Genomic DNA, 14255 nt, shown 5'->3' on the forward strand with positions numbered 1-14255 from the left:
AGCCCATGACCATACCCTCCACTGACCAGCCTATCGCGCTGTGCAACAGTGCCGACCTTGTCGATGGAGGCTTGGCCGTGCCGTTTGATGTGCAGTACGCAGGCCAGACGTGCAGGGCCTTTGCGATTCGCTACCGAGGCCTCCCGCACGCTTACCTCAACCGCTGCACCCATGTGGCGATGGAGATGGACTACCAGCCCAACCGTTTTTTTGATGACACAGGCCACTGGCTGTTGTGTGCCACCCACGGGGCGGCCTACTTGCCCCATACCGGCCAGTGTGCGGGCGGTCCCTGCCGCGGTGGGCTGGTCAAAATTGCCCTGTCGGAGAGCGATGGTGTGGTGCGCTGGCATACTGCCTACAACCTGCAGCCTGTAGAGTTCTAGAAAATCCGGATGAATTACCCTGATGTGCTGCCGCCCGATGCGGGCCACCGCAAAGCGCGGGCCGCAGCGGTGCAGTGCCCAGGACGCATGACATGACTGACCCCCAGCAGCCCGCCTCGTCGGGCTTTGACCCCAAAAGCAATTCCGCCCCCGATCTGTGGGCGCAAGCAGCTACTAATTCAGGAGCCCCTGTGAGCGATTCATCGCGTGAACCCGGGTGGGAACGCGCCACGCTGGAAAAGCTGGCCTTTGCCGCCCTCAACGAACAACGCAGCACCCGCCGCTGGAAGATTTTTTTCCGCTTGGCATGGCTGGTGTTGTTTGCTGCTGTTGCGTTCGTGGCCCTGCGTCAGGCATCTCCCAGCACCAGCAAAAGCACGCCGCACACCGCCGTGGTGGACATCAAGGGCGAGATCGCCAGTGGCGCCGAGGCCAGTGCCGAGTTTGTGGTGGCCGCCATGCGCAGCGCGCTGGAGGATGAGGGCTCGCAAGCGCTGGTGCTGCTCATCAACTCGCCCGGTGGCAGCCCGGTGCAGGCCGGCATCATCAACGACGAGATCGTGCGCCTGAAAGCCAAGCACAACAAGCCGATCTACGCGGTGGTCGAAGAAACCTGCGCCTCGGCTGCCTACTACATTGCAGCCGCCGCCGACGATATCTACGTGGACAAGGCCAGCATCGTGGGCAGCATTGGTGTGCTGATGGACGGTTTTGGATTCACCGGCGTGATGGAGAAGGTGGGCGTGGAGCGCCGCCTGCTCACCGCAGGCGAGAACAAGGGTTTTCTGGACCCTTTCAGCCCGCAGACCGAGAAGCAGCGCGCCTACGCGCAGACCATGCTCGACCAGATCCACCAACAGTTCATTGCCGTGGTGAAAGCGGGGCGCGGTGACCGTCTCAAGACCACGCCCGATACCTTCAGCGGCTTGTTCTGGACGGGCCAGCAGGCCGTGGAAATGGGCCTGGCGGACAAGCTGGGTAACCTGGACTATGTCGCGCGCGAAGTGGTCAAGGCCGAAGACATCATCGACTACACCCGCCGCGACAACGTGGCCGAGCGCCTGGCCAAGCGGTTTGGCGCGGCGGTGGGCATGGGCGCCGTCAAGTCACTGGCCATATCGGGGCCACAGTTGCGCTGATATTCGCCTCGGAGTCGGCCGGGGGCGTGATCATCCGCGCAAGCCCCTGCATCGATGGCAGATATCTATTTGAAGCTCCTGCAGAGGTATCTGCCGGGGTTTTTTGTTGGGCCTGGGTGCGCTGTGCTGCGGTGCCGGTGTGGGGCCGTTGTGAAGTGGCCTGAGGGGTTTGGGGGTGTTTTGGGGCGGTTGCGCCAGTGAAATATGCCTGGAATGCTCCTGAATATGTAGCATTCCAGGCGCCTCGCCCGTAGCGTGTTACCCCGTCGCTGTCTCAACGCCCCAGCGCAAACACCACGGGGGTGCGGTTGTCCGGCGGTGCGGGCTGCTGCTTCCACTGGCGCACCAGCTGGCTTTGCACCCGCGCGTCGGGCAGGGTCAGGCCGCTGGCCAGCGCCAGCCGGGTGTGCGGCTGCAGGGTCTGAACCAGTGCCTGCCACAGTGCTGGGTTGCGGTACGGGGTCTCGATGAACAGCTGGGTCTGGCCCGTGCGCAGCGCGATGCCTTCCAGCTCCTTGATGCGCTGTGTGCGCTCTTGTCCGTCTTGTGGCAGATAGCCGACGAAGGCGAAGTTTTGTCCATTGAGGCCACTGGCGGCCAGGGCCAGCAGCAGCGACACCGGCCCTACCAACGGCACCACGCGCAGGCCCAGGTCGTGCGCGGCCCGCACCACCGACGAGCCAGGGTCGGCCACTGCGGGCATGCCAGCTTCGCTGACCAGGCCGATGTCGTGCCCGTTCAGGGCTGCAGCCAGCAGCGGGCGGGCGTCGAACGGCGCTGAGCCTTTGTCGCCGTGGTCACCTTTTTTGTGCACTTCACGGGGCAACTCGGTGATCTGCTGTTGCTGTAGAGAGAGGGCCAGGGGGTGCAGCGCGTCAATGCGCTTGAGATAGGCGCGCGTGCTCTTGGCGTTTTCGCACACCCAGTGGGTCAGGCGGGCGGCTGTCTGCAGGGTGGCCGAGGGCAGGGCATCCTGCAGTGGGGCCTGGGTGTCGCAGCCAAAGTCGAGGGGGGCGGGCACCAGGTACAGCGTGCCGGTTTTTACGTTCATGGCAGCACCAGCCCTGCTGCGCGCAGCATGCGGCATGTGCGGATCAGTGGCAGCCCGATGAGTGCCGTGGGGTCGTCGCTGTGGATGGCGTCCAGCAGGGCAATACCAAGGCCTTCGCTCTTGGCGCTGCCCGCGCAGTCGTAGGGCTGCTCGGCGCGCAGGTAGCGCTCGATTTCTTCATCCGACAGGTCGCGGAACTTCACCTCTACGGGGGCGAGGTCCACCTGTTCAAAGCCGGTGGCCGCGCACACCACCGCCAGGGCGGTTTGGAACACCACCGTCTGGCCGCGCATCTGGCGCAACTGCTGCACCGCGCGATCGTGCTGGCCCGGTTTGCCCAGCGGCTCTCCGGCCAGGTCGGCCACCTGGTCGGATCCGATCACCACGGCTTCGGGGTGCTGCCGCGCCACAGCTTGCGCTTTGGCCAGAGCCAGGCGCAAGGCCAGGGCGCGGGGCGCCTCGCCGGGCAGGGGAGTCTCATCGACATGGGGGGCGGTCACTTCGAAAGGCAGGTTCAGCCGTTCCAGCAATTCGCGCCGGTAGCGCGAGGTCGAGCCCAATACCAGAGGGCGTTGCGGGGAGGGGGATTGATGCATGCGCCGATTCTCTTACACTGCCGCCATGACCAAGGAATTCTCCGCCCAGCGCCTCGACGTGAAAGCCTTCGCACAGGCGGGCGGTCGGCTGGCGGGACACGACTCGCTGCTGAAGTACGAACGCCTGGCGCAAGAGGCCAAAGGCCTGCACCCCGACCTGTTGGTGGACTGGGAGGCGACGGGCGAAGTGCGTACTGCCCTGGGAGGCATGGGGCAGGTCTGGCTGCACATCAAGGTGCGCGCCAGCTTCCCCATGGAGTGCCAGCGCTGCCTGACGCCGGTCGATGTGCCCCTGGAGGTGGATCGTGAGTTCCGCTTTGTGGCGGACGAAGCCACGGCCGAGGCCCTGGACGATGAGAGCGAAGAAGACCTGCTGGCCCTGAGCCGCGAGTTTGATCTGCACGAACTCATCGAAGACGAACTGTTGATGGCGTTGCCCGTGGTGCCCAAACACGACGAGTGCCCGACCTCGGTGCCGCTGGCGTCTTCGGACGACGATTTTGAAGAAGCCAACGCCGAAAAACCCAACCCGTTTGCCGCGCTGGCAGCCTTGCGCAAAGACGCCAAGGACTGATTCATCGACCCAAAAATCATTTGGGTTATAATCGTGGGCTTCACGCGAACCCCATCGTGTCTTTTTGGGCTGATCGCGTTTTTACCAACCTATTCCAGATCAGGAGCCATCATGGCCGTTCAGCAAAACAAAAAGTCCCCTTCCAAGCGCGGCATGCACCGCTCGCACAATGCCCTGAACGTGCCAGGCATTGCTGTGGAACCCACCACTGGTGAAACGCACCTGCGTCACCACATCAGCCCCAACGGTTTCTACCGTGGCCGTCAGGTGCTGAAGAACAAGTCTGAAGCCTGACCTTCACCCCATCCAAAGGCCCGTTGCTACAAACCCTGTAGCGCGGGCCTTTGTTTTGACCGTCGTATTCATCTCTCGGCCCTTTGGGCCGGCCGGACAAGTCGCCCATGATCACACTGGCTGTTGACTGCATGGGGGGCGACCATGGCCCCCGCGTCACGCTCGCGGCGTGCCGCCAGTTTCTCGACCACCACCCGGATGCCCGTCTGCTGCTCGTTGGCCTGGCGGACAGCCTGCAATCGTTCTCCCACGACCGAGCCACCATCGTTCCCGCTACCGAAGTGGTCGCTATGGATGACCCGGTGGAAGTGGCCTTGCGCAAAAAGAAGGATTCTTCGATGCGCGTGGCCATCCAGCAAGTCAAGGATGGCACGGCTTCGGCGGCCGTGTCTGCGGGCAATACCGGTGCCTTGATGGCCATTGCCCGCTATCTGCTCAAGACGTTGGACGGTATCGACCGTCCTGCCATCGCTACCCAGCTGCCCAACGCCACCGGTGGTGCCACCACGGTGCTGGACCTGGGGGCCAACGTCGATTGCTCGGCCGAGCACCTGCTGCAGTTCGCCGTGATGGGCTCTGCCCTGGTATCCGTCCTTCAGGAGGGTGGCGAGCCCACGGTGGGTTTGCTGAACATTGGTGAAGAGGTCATCAAAGGCAGTGAGGTGATCAAAAAGGCGGGTGAATTGCTGCGATCTGCCGCTAATTCCGGCGATTTGAACTTCTATGGCAATGTGGAGGGCAACGATATCTTCAAGGGTACGGTGGATATCGTGGTCTGTGATGGTTTTGTGGGCAATGTGGCGCTCAAGGCCAGCGAAGGTGTGGCCTCGATGATCATCGGAGCACTTAAAACCGAATTTTCACGCCACATTTTTACCAAAATGGCCGCTATCGTCGCCTATCCGATCTTAAAAGCGTTGATGAAGCGCATGGATTACCGCCGTTACAACGGCGCGGCGTTGCTCGGCCTGCGCGGGCTGGTGTTCAAGAGTCACGGATCGGCAGACGCCATGGCTTTCGAGCAGGCGTTGAACCGGGCGTATGATGCAGCCCGCAACAACCTGCTCGACCGTGTCCGGACCCGGATTGCGCACGCGGCGCCCCTGCTGGCGCCTGCAGATGCCCAGCCCCAGCCTGGCGTTGCGGCGACCGCACAATAATGAGACGTTATTCCCGCATTACCGGCACCGGCAGCTACCTGCCTCCCCGCCGGTTGACCAACGCTGATCTGGTCGCCGAACTGGGCCAGCGCGGTATCGAAACCTCCGATGAATGGATTGTGGAGCGCACCGGCATCCGGGCGCGCCACTTTGCGGCGCCGGATGTGACCGCCAGCGACTTGGGGTTGGAGGCTGCGCGCAATGCCCTGCAGGCCGCCGGCCTGCAGCCCACCGATATCGATCTGATCATCGTGGCCACGTCCACGCCGGACATGGTGTTCCCGTCCGTTGCGTGTATCTTGCAGAACAAGCTGGGTGCCAATGGATGCCCTGCGTTTGATGTGCAAGCTGTGTGCAGCGGTTTTGTCTATGCCCTGTCGGTGGCGGACGCCATGATCCAGACAGGTGCTGCCAATCGCGCGCTGGTGATTGGTGCAGAGGTTTTCAGCCGCATCCTGGACTTCAACGACCGCACCACCTGTGTGTTGTTCGGTGATGGTGCGGGCGCTGTGGTGCTGGAGGCCTCTGACACGCCTGGCATTCTGTCGAGCGACCTGCACGCCGACGGCAAGCATGTCGATATTTTGTGTGTGCCCGGCAATGTGTCCGGCGGCAAGGTGCTTGGGGATCCGGTCCTCAAAATGGACGGACAGGCGGTCTTCAAGCTGGCAGTGGGTGTGCTGGAAAAGGCGGCCCACGCGGCCCTGGCCAAGGCCGGGCTGACCGAGGCCGATATCGACTGGCTGATCCCGCACCAGGCCAACATCCGCATCATGCAGAGCACCGCCCGCAAACTGAAGATGTCCATGGACAAGGTGGTGGTCACGGTGGACCAACACGGCAACACCTCGGCAGCCTCCATTCCGCTGGCTTTGGACCATGGGGTGCGCACCGGTCAGGTCAAGAAAGGCGAAACCCTGCTGCTCGAAGGTGTGGGTGGTGGTTTTACCTGGGGTGCTGTGCTCCTGAAGTTGTAGCTGCTGGCGCAATAAGTATCTGCGCTACCGGCCGGTTTCATCATATTTCTGGATTTTTCATGAAGTCTTTTGCATTTGTCTTTCCGGGGCAAGGCTCGCAATCGGTTGGCATGCTCGATGGTTGGGGTGACCACCCGGTGGTGGCGCAGACCCTGCAGGAAGCCTCGGATGCTCTAGGTGAGGATGTCGGCCTGCTGATCAAGGAAGGCCCCAAGGAGGCTTTGGCCCTCACCACCAACACCCAGCCGGTGATGCTGGTCGCTGGCGTGGCGGCATGGCGGGTGTGGCGCGCAGAAGGTGGCGCAGCCCCGGTGGCCGTTGCCGGGCATTCGCTGGGCGAATACTCCGCCCTGGCGGCGGCTGGTGTGTTGACGCTCGCGCAGGCGGCCCCGCTGGTGCGGCTGCGTGCGGCGGCCATGCAAGAGGCGGTGCCTGTCGGCACCGGCGCCATGGCGGCCATTCTGGGCATGGAGGCTTCCAAGGTCATCGCTGGTTGTGCCGAGGCTTTGGCATCGTTCGGGCCAGGTACGGCTGAGGTGGTGGAGGCTGTCAATTTCAACGACCCGATCCAGACCGTGATCGCCGGTACCAAGGCGGGTGTGGACAAGGCCTGTGAGGTGCTCAAGGCGGCGGGCGCCAAGCGCGCATTGCCCCTGCCAGTGTCGGCGCCTTTCCATTCCAGCCTGATGAGGCCTGCGGCTGAAAAGCTGCGTATGGCGCTGGCGGAGGTTGCGCTTGCTACCCCTCAGATTCCGGTGGTCAACAACGTGGACGTGGTGGTGCAGCAAGACGCTGATGCCATTCGCGAAGCGCTCTACCGCCAGGCCTTTGGCCCCGTCCGCTGGGTGGAATGCGTGCACGCGCTGAAAGGCCGTGGTGTGACGCACATCATTGAATGTGGCCCTGGCAAGGTGCTGGCAGGCCTCACCAAACGCATCGACCCTGAACTGGTCGGCGCAGCATTGTTTGACTCGGCCACGCTGGCTGAAACCCGGGAGTTGTTGGCATGACGGAATCGACCCAGACAGCAGTGCAGGCGGCGCAAGTGGCGCTGGTGACCGGTGCATCGCGCGGCATCGGTGCTGCCATTGCCCTGGAGTTGGCGGTGCGCGGCTACCAAGTGGTGGGTACAGCCACCACGGATGAAGGCGCTGCGCGCATCAGCCAGGCGCTGTCGGCTTACCCTGGTTGCCGCGGTGCCAATCTGAACGTGAACGATGTGGCTGCGGTCGAGGCCCTGATGGACGCCATCGTCAAGCAGCAAGGTGGCCTGCATGTGCTGGTGAACAACGCGGGCATTACGCGCGACACTCTGGCCATGCGCATGAAAGACGACGACTGGGATGCCGTGCTGGACACCAATCTCAAGGCGGTATTCCGCACGAGCCGCGCAGCGATCCGGCCGATGATGAAGCAGCGCTTTGGGCGCATCATCAGCATCACCAGCGTGGTGGGTGCGTCGGGCAATCCAGGCCAGGCCAACTACGCTGCGGCCAAGGCGGGTGTGGCGGGCATGACGCGCGCACTGGCCCGTGAGCTGGGCAGCCGCAGCATCACCGTGAACTGCGTCGCACCCGGTTTCATCGAGACCGACATGACCTCCGTGTTGCCCGAAGACCAGCAAAAAGCGCTCAATGCGCAGATCCCGCTGGGTCACATGGGCAAGCCGGCCGACATCGCGCACGCGGTGGCGTACCTTGCCTCGCGCGAGGCTGGCTATGTGACGGGGCAGGAGTTGCATGTCAATGGCGGCATGTACATGTAGTTATTGAAAGTTAACGCCGGTTCATCCGGACGGCGGGTCGTTTAGGGGCTTCTCCTTAAGCGGCTAGAATCGCGGATTCATTCACAACCCCCAGAGGGAAACCATGAGCGATATCGAAGCACGCGTCAAAAAAATCATTGCCGAACAACTCGGTGTGGAAGAGTCCCAAGTCACCAATGAAAAGGCCTTCGTGGCAGACCTCGGTGCCGACTCGCTCGACACGGTGGAACTGGTGATGGCTCTGGAAGACGAATTCGGCATCGAGATCCCGGACGAAGACGCCGAGAAGATCACCACGGTGCAAAACGCCATCGACTACGCCAACACCCACCAGAAGGCCTGAGCGGCGCCTTGCGCCTGACTCAAGCGATCAGCAGAAGGTTTTATACGCATGAGCCGTCGTCGCGTTGTCGTGACCGGCCTGGGTTGCGTCAGCCCCGTGGGTAACACGGTGGCCGAGTCCTGGGCCAATCTCCTTGCCGGCCAGTCCGGCATTGATCTCATCACCAAGTTCGATGCATCGAACTTCGCCTGCAAGATTGCGGGAGAGGTCAAAGGTCTTGACCTAGAGTCGTACATCAGCGCCAAGGATGCGCGCGCGATGGATACCTTCATCCACTATGGCATCGCTGCTGCAGCGCAGGCCGTCCAGGACGCAGGGCTTCCCACGGGTGAAGCGCTCAGTGAGGAGTTCGCCACACGCATTGCCTGCGTGATCGGCTCCGGCATTGGCGGCCTCCCGCTGATCGAAAACACCCACGCCGAGCTGGTCAGCCGCGGGCCACGGCGTATCACCCCATTTTTTGTACCTGCGTCCATCATCAACATGGTGGCAGGGCATGTGTCCATGCGCTTTGGCTTCAAGGGGCCCAACCTTGCCGTGGTGACTGCCTGCACAACAGGCTTGCACTGTATCGGCGAGGCCGGTCGCATGATCGAATATGGCGATGCGGACGTGGTCGTGGCTGGCGGTACCGAATCCACGGTATCTCCGCTGGGCATCGGCGGGTTTGCCGCCATGCGGGCCCTGTCCACCCGCAACGACGACCCCAAGACGGCATCCCGCCCCTGGGACAAGGACCGCGACGGTTTTGTGCTGGGCGAAGGCGCAGGTGTGATGGTGCTCGAAGAGTATGAACACGCCAAAGCGCGAGGCGCCAAGATTTATGCCGAACTCAGCGGCTTCGGCATGAGCGCAGATGCAGGTCACATGACCGCTCCCAACATGGATGGGCCCCGGCGCGCCATGCTCAGCGCGTTGCGCAACGCCGGGATCAATGCCGATCAGGTGGATTACCTTAATGCCCACGGCACGTCCACTCCTCTGGGTGACATCAACGAAACCAATGCAATCAAAGCGGCCTTGGGCGACCACGCCTACAAGACCGTTGTGAGCTCCACCAAATCCATGACGGGCCACTTGCTCGGCGGTGCGGGAGGGATTGAAAGTGTGTTCACCGTGCTGGCACTGCATGAACAAAAAGTGCCGCCCACCATCAACCTGTTCAACCAGGATCCGGAGTGTGATCTCGACTACTGCGCCAATACGGCGCGGGACATGAAGATTGATGTGGCCGTCAAGAACAACTTTGGCTTTGGCGGCACCAACGGAACGCTGGTATTCAAACGCGTCTGATTGCGCGCACATACCAATCTCGGATTCGGTGGCAATACGTATCGCTCGTGGGCCTGCGGGCGATGTGTCATTGACTGTGGTGTCGGTCCGTCATCGAGTTGGCGCTTGATCCGTCCGTCGAAGGGAGCTGTCTTGTGACGCGGCTTTCGAGATGGCCTCCCTCTGTCCAATATTCGCTGCGTCGCAGTCGGGCTCTGGGCGTGCTGTTGGCTGCATGGGTGCTTGCTGGTGGTGCCGTTTTGGTTGCCTGGATCGCTTGGGGTAGCCGTGCTGCGCATCTGTCTATCGCAGTGGCCCTGTGTTTCTGGCTGCCAGCGATGGCGGCTGCCATGCACTTTTGGTGGAGCCAAGCCCGTGGAGTTTTGCAGTTCGACGGCCAAGCCTGGACGCTGAACCGAGTGGCGCCGCCCATCAGTGTGCCGCTGACGCTTTCAGCGCCCCCGGAGGTGCTTCTGGATCTGCAGGCGCATCTGTGGGTGCGCATCTTGCTCGTCGGACATCCGCCGCTGTGGTTGTGGCTGGAGCGTTCCAGCCAGCCAGAGCGCTGGATGGACTTGCGCCGTGCGGTATATTCGCGCGCCAGATCGGGCGCTGACAACGCTGACGAAACCGCCCGGCAAGCTGCCCCAGGGCGTGAATACTGAGTATCCATGACTGTAATTCCGCCCTCCCCCTCCGAAGACAGCGACCTCCAACTGGTGGAGCGCACGGTAGCGGGCGACCAGCGCGCCTATGAATTGCTGGTCATCAAGTACCAACGCCGCATCGAACGACTGATCGGGCGCATGGTGCGCGACACGGACCTCGTGCAGGACATTGCCCAGGAAACCTTCATTCGCGCCTATCGGGCGCTGCACCAGTTTCGCGGCGACGCCCAGTTTTACACCTGGCTGTACCGGATTGCTGTCAATACAGCCAAGAAGGCGCTCATGGACATGAAGCGCAACCCGGTCATTTCCGAAAATGCATTCAGGGGTTCGGAGGACGAGGATGAAACTTCCCGCTTTGGACACGAACTAACCAGCGACGAAACCCCTGAAACTGTCCTTGCGGCCCAGGAAATCGCCCAGGTCGTGAATGCAGCCATGGAGGCCTTGCCCGATGATCTGCGCCAAGCTGTCACGCTGCGAGAGATTGAAGGGCTCAGTTATGAAGAAATTGCTACCGCGATGGGGTGCCCCATTGGTACGGTGCGATCTCGAATTTTTCGGGCGCGAGAAGCCATTTCGGCCAAAGTGCGACCCTTGCTCGAAAACCAGTCGGGCAAACGGTGGTGAGGTGATTGAATGAACAAGGCACAAACAGGTATCACCGCCTCGGCGGACGTCAGCTTGACCGGCGGACGGAGCGAACAGCTATCTGCTCTGGCGGATGGTCAGCTGCACGGCGATGAGTTTGCCGATGCGCTGGCCTGGGCGGCGGAAGACGAAGGACGCGACACATGGGCGGTTTATCACCTTGTGGGCGATGCGTTGCGTTCTTCTGATTTGGCGCGGCCAGCAAATCCAGCGTTTTTGTCCCGCTTGCGCGAAGAGCTGGCCAAGGAGGCTCCGCCACAGCGTCCACATGTTCCAGCCCAACTGGGCATCGTAGCCACCCCTCTGCCTGTGGCTGCCAATGCTTCGGTTTTCCGTTGGAAGATGGTTGCGGGTTTTGCGTCGCTGGCCGCCGTGGCGGCCATTGGCTGGACCTCGTTTTCCCAACTGCAGGGGGCGGGTGGAGCGGGTGCTCAACTGGCCGCGTCTTCCCCCGAGCGTGCGACGGCGCAAGGCGCGCCTGTCGTGGCTGTTGCTGATGCGGACGGCCAGCAAGTGATGATCCGGGATCCTCGATTGGATGAGTTGCTGGCGGCCCATAAGCAGTTTGGCAGTACGTCGGCCCTGCAGATGCCTGCTGGCTTTTTGCGCAACGCTACTTTTGAGACTCCTGGCCGCTGAATCGTGAACGGTATGTCTGGCGCTGAGATCGTGTGATGAACCCCTCTGGAGTTGCGAAGGTCTTTGGAAATACCCGGGTTCGATGGCTTGGGTCGCTGATAGCCGCAGCGATGTGTGGCTTGTTCGTGGGGCCTGTGGCGGGGGCTCCTGCTGCATCCTCTGAGTCAACTACCACTGCAGTGGCCGAGCGCGACATGGCGCAGTGGATCGAGCGCATGCACAGCGCACCGTGCAGCCGAGCCTATGCCGGAACCTTTGTGGTGTTGTCGGCCAACGGCGCCATGTCCAGCTCACGCATCTGGCACGCATGCGATGGCCAGCAACAATTGGAGCGGGTTGAATCGCTCAGTGGCACTCCGCGCACGGTCTATCGCCGTAACGACGAAGTTCGTACCTTCCTGCCCCAGGCGCGCGTTGTGCGGTCAGACCGCCGCGATGTATCTGGGCTCTTTCCGCGCGTACCTGTTGTCAGCGGTACATCGATCGCCCAGTTCTACACGCCCCGCCTGCTGGGGCAGGAGCGCGTGGCTGGCTTCGTGTCGGACGTGGTCTGGTTTCAGCCGGCGGATACCCTGCGGTTCGGTTATCGGCTCTGGAGCGAGCGTGAAACCGGGCTGGTGGTGAAGCTGCAGACGCTGGCGGCTGATGGTCGGGTCTTGGAGCAAGCGGCTTTTTCCGAGCTGGATCTCAATGCGCCGGTGAAGGTTGATCAGCTGACGCGTCTGATGGACGCGACTTCGGGTTACAAGGTGGTGGCACCCTCAGTGGTCAAAACTACGGCAAAGGCCGAAGGTTGGGCCTTGCGCCAGCCCGTGGCCGGATTTGTGCCTGTCAGCTGTCACCGACGGGCGATGTCTGACGCTCCGGATGCCTCCAGTGTCTTGCAGTGCCTGTACTCCGATGGACTGGCCTCGGTGTCGTTGTTTCTGGAGCCCTTCGACCCGCAGCGTCATCCCGCGCAGCCCCAGGTGTCCAGCATGGGCGCTACACAGCTGGTAGCTCAGCGTGGGCCGTCAGACACGTGGTTGACCGCAGTGGGAGAGGTACCTCTGCAGACACTGCGCCTTTTTGTAGGTCAGCTGGAGCGCCTGCGCTGACAGCCGCGCTGCCGATGACTGCGGGCCGCCATACCCGGTCATTTGGCGGTTTGTGTGGGCATGGAGGGCGTGACGAATGCGGGGAACCATTTGGCGTCACACTCTTCACAGTCACACACAATTCGTGAACAGCATTCGCCAAGAATCAAGAAAGGTCGAAGATGCCGAAGTTTGATGGAAGTATGTTGCGTTCGGTGGCAGTGGCATGCCTGATGGGTGGTCTGGCCACGGTCTCGGTAGCGCCCCATGCGGCGTTGGCACAACCTGCACCGCTGGTTCGGGGCTTGCCTGATTTCACCGATCTGGTGGATCAGGTGGGGCCGTCAGTGGTCAACATCCGCACCGTCGAGAAAGCGTCCAGTCGAGCCAGCGCCAATGGCATGGACGAAGAGATGCTGGAATTTTTTCGCCGATTTGGGGTACCCATCCCCAATGCTCCGCGTCAACAGCGGCCTCAACGGCCTCAACAGGAAGAAGAGGCGCAGCCACGTGGAGTGGGATCGGGTTTCATTCTGACCTCTGACGGGTTTGTGATGACCAACGCGCATGTGGTTGAAGGCGCTGACGAGGTCATTGTGACCTTGACGGACAAGCGTGAGTTCAAGGCGCGCATCGTGGGGGCTGACAAGCGCACTGACGTGGCCGTTGTGAAGATCGAGGCGTCAGGATTGCCTGCTGTGAAAGTGGGGGATGTGAGTCGCCTCCGAGTGGGCGAGTGGGTGATGGCGATCGGCTCACCCTTTGGGCTGGAAAACACGGTCACTGCGGGCATCGTCAGTGCCAAGCAGCGCGATACGGGTGACTACCTGCCCTTCATCCAGACCGATGTGGCCATCAACCCCGGAAACTCTGGCGGGCCGCTTATCAACATGCGTGGTGAGGTGGTGGGCATTAACAGCCAGATCTATTCCCGCTCTGGCGGATTCATGGGTATCTCGTTCGCCATCCCCATGGATGAAGCCATTCGTGTGAGTGAGCAGCTGCGCGCTTCGGGCCGTGTGACGCGTGGCCGTATCGGTGTCCAGATCGGGCAAGTCACCAAGGATGTTGCTGAGTCGATTGGCCTGGGCAAGGCGCAGGGCGCTCTGGTGACCGGAGTGGAGGCAGGATCGCCCGCCGACAAAGCGGGTGTGGAGGCGGGCGACATCATCACGCGCTTTGATGGCAAACCCATCGAGAAGGTGGCAGACCTGCCGCGCCTTGTGGGCAACACCAAACCAGGCAATCGCAGTTCGGTGACGGTGTTCCGTCGCGGTGCATCCCGCGATCTGGCCATCACCATCGCGGAGATCGAACCTGACAAGCCCGCCACCAAAGTAGCCGAGCGCGAGGAGAAGCCCAAGGCCTCTGCCGCTGCACAGCAGATCGGTTTGTCAGTGACGGAACTGACGGATGCCCAGAAGAAGGAACTCAAGCTCAAGGGCGGGGTGGTCGTGGCGACCGCCACGGACGCGGCAGCACGCGCTGGCCTCCGGGAAGGGGACATCATCCTGTCGGTTGCCAACACCGAAGTGGCGGGCGTGAAAGAGTTTGAATCCGTGTTGTCCAAGGCTGATAAGAGCAAGTCCATCAACGTGCTGTATCGCCGTGGCGAGTGGGCTCAGTACGCGCTGATTCGCCCCGGCAGATAAGCGCCACAAGCG

General features: G+C 62.1%; 17 protein-coding genes. 15 read left to right on the forward strand and 2 right to left on the reverse strand.

Features of this window, described 5'->3' with window-relative positions; all coding sequences use genetic code 11:
* Nucleotides 1-5 precede the first annotated feature (5 nt).
* Both ACTJKQ_RS05345 and ACTJKQ_RS05350 read left to right on the forward strand, forming a co-directional pair.
* Complete coding sequence (locus ACTJKQ_RS05345; protein ID WP_056061328.1) at nucleotides 6-386, forward strand: Rieske (2Fe-2S) protein; 381 nt, start codon at nucleotides 6-8, stop codon at nucleotides 384-386.
* 92 nt (nucleotides 387-478) lie between these two features.
* A complete protein-coding gene (locus ACTJKQ_RS05350) occupies nucleotides 479-1525 on the forward strand; it encodes a S49 family peptidase (RefSeq protein WP_099729682.1) in 1047 nt (348 codons plus the stop codon).
* Between the two features lie 274 nt (nucleotides 1526-1799).
* Here ACTJKQ_RS05350 and ACTJKQ_RS05355 read toward each other — a convergent pair whose 3' ends face one another.
* Together ACTJKQ_RS05355 and ACTJKQ_RS05360 are read right to left on the reverse strand one after the other, a co-directional pair.
* Nucleotides 1800-2576: an SAM-dependent methyltransferase gene (locus ACTJKQ_RS05355; RefSeq protein WP_108497130.1), complete on the reverse strand. Its 777-nt coding sequence runs from the start codon at nucleotides 2574-2576 to the stop codon at nucleotides 1800-1802.
* Nucleotides 2573-3172 (reverse strand): Maf family nucleotide pyrophosphatase, encoded by a 600-nt coding sequence (locus ACTJKQ_RS05360; RefSeq protein WP_056747581.1) that lies wholly within the window; start codon nucleotides 3170-3172, stop codon nucleotides 2573-2575. Before ACTJKQ_RS05360 ends, ACTJKQ_RS05355 begins: the two co-directional genes overlap by 4 nt.
* Before the next feature lie 25 nt (nucleotides 3173-3197).
* On the opposite strand from ACTJKQ_RS05360, the gene ACTJKQ_RS05365 reads away from it, so the two are divergent.
* The 13 genes from ACTJKQ_RS05365 to ACTJKQ_RS05425 all read left to right on the forward strand — a co-directional run bounded on the left by ACTJKQ_RS05365 (nucleotide 3198) and on the right by ACTJKQ_RS05425 (nucleotide 14243).
* The gene (locus tag ACTJKQ_RS05365) at nucleotides 3198-3746 is read left to right on the forward strand and encodes a YceD family protein (RefSeq protein ID WP_056061340.1); all 549 of its coding nucleotides are present in this window, start codon (nucleotides 3198-3200) and stop codon (nucleotides 3744-3746) included.
* Nucleotides 3747-3857: 111 nt separating this feature from the next.
* Nucleotides 3858-4040 carry a 50S ribosomal protein L32 gene (rpmF, locus tag ACTJKQ_RS05370; protein ID WP_005794249.1) on the forward strand — a complete coding sequence of 61 codons (183 nt, stop codon included), beginning with the start codon at nucleotides 3858-3860 and terminating at the stop codon, nucleotides 4038-4040.
* 107 nt (nucleotides 4041-4147) lie between these two features.
* Nucleotides 4148-5200, forward strand: a complete 1053-nt coding sequence (plsX, locus tag ACTJKQ_RS05375; protein ID WP_099729686.1) for a phosphate acyltransferase PlsX — start codon at nucleotides 4148-4150, stop codon at nucleotides 5198-5200.
* Nucleotides 5200-6177, forward strand: a complete 978-nt coding sequence (locus ACTJKQ_RS05380) for a beta-ketoacyl-ACP synthase III (RefSeq protein WP_099729687.1) — start codon at nucleotides 5200-5202, stop codon at nucleotides 6175-6177. Before plsX ends, ACTJKQ_RS05380 begins: the two co-directional genes overlap by 1 nt.
* Nucleotides 6178-6236: 59 nt before the next feature.
* Nucleotides 6237-7187 carry an ACP S-malonyltransferase gene (gene fabD / locus ACTJKQ_RS05385; protein WP_440596252.1) on the forward strand — a complete coding sequence of 317 codons (951 nt, stop codon included), beginning with the start codon at nucleotides 6237-6239 and terminating at the stop codon, nucleotides 7185-7187.
* The gene (gene fabG, locus ACTJKQ_RS05390; protein WP_056061353.1) at nucleotides 7184-7942 is read left to right on the forward strand and encodes a 3-oxoacyl-ACP reductase FabG; all 759 of its coding nucleotides are present in this window, start codon (nucleotides 7184-7186) and stop codon (nucleotides 7940-7942) included. The genes fabD and fabG overlap by 4 nt, the downstream gene beginning before the upstream one ends.
* 103 nt (nucleotides 7943-8045) lie before the next feature.
* Nucleotides 8046-8285, forward strand: coding sequence for an acyl carrier protein (gene acpP, locus ACTJKQ_RS05395; protein ID WP_003058049.1), 240 nt, complete (start codon nucleotides 8046-8048; stop codon nucleotides 8283-8285).
* A 48-nt stretch (nucleotides 8286-8333) separates the two neighbouring features.
* Nucleotides 8334-9578, forward strand: coding sequence for a beta-ketoacyl-ACP synthase II (fabF, locus tag ACTJKQ_RS05400; protein WP_056061355.1), 1245 nt, complete (start codon nucleotides 8334-8336; stop codon nucleotides 9576-9578).
* Between the two features lie 329 nt (nucleotides 9579-9907).
* Nucleotides 9908-10222, forward strand: coding sequence for a hypothetical protein (locus tag ACTJKQ_RS05405; RefSeq protein ID WP_440596253.1), 315 nt, complete (start codon nucleotides 9908-9910; stop codon nucleotides 10220-10222).
* A 6-nt stretch (nucleotides 10223-10228) separates the two neighbouring features.
* Nucleotides 10229-10855 (forward strand): RNA polymerase sigma factor RpoE, encoded by a 627-nt coding sequence (gene rpoE, locus ACTJKQ_RS05410; protein ID WP_440596254.1) that lies wholly within the window; start codon nucleotides 10229-10231, stop codon nucleotides 10853-10855.
* A gap of 9 nt (nucleotides 10856-10864) precedes the next feature.
* On the forward strand, nucleotides 10865-11515 hold the full coding sequence (locus tag ACTJKQ_RS05415) for a sigma-E factor negative regulatory protein (protein ID WP_082522408.1): 651 nt from the start codon (nucleotides 10865-10867) through the stop codon (nucleotides 11513-11515).
* Nucleotides 11516-11709: 194 nt separating this feature from the next.
* On the forward strand, nucleotides 11710-12612 hold the full coding sequence (locus ACTJKQ_RS05420) for a MucB/RseB C-terminal domain-containing protein (RefSeq protein ID WP_440596255.1): 903 nt from the start codon (nucleotides 11710-11712) through the stop codon (nucleotides 12610-12612).
* A gap of 161 nt (nucleotides 12613-12773) precedes the next feature.
* Nucleotides 12774-14243, forward strand: coding sequence for a Do family serine endopeptidase (locus tag ACTJKQ_RS05425; RefSeq protein ID WP_099729690.1), 1470 nt, complete (start codon nucleotides 12774-12776; stop codon nucleotides 14241-14243).
* Nucleotides 14244-14255: the final 12 nt, after the last annotated feature.

The organism is Acidovorax sp. 22279, assembly GCF_052045435.1.
GTDB lineage: Bacteria > Pseudomonadota > Gammaproteobacteria > Burkholderiales > Burkholderiaceae_C > Acidovorax > Acidovorax delafieldii.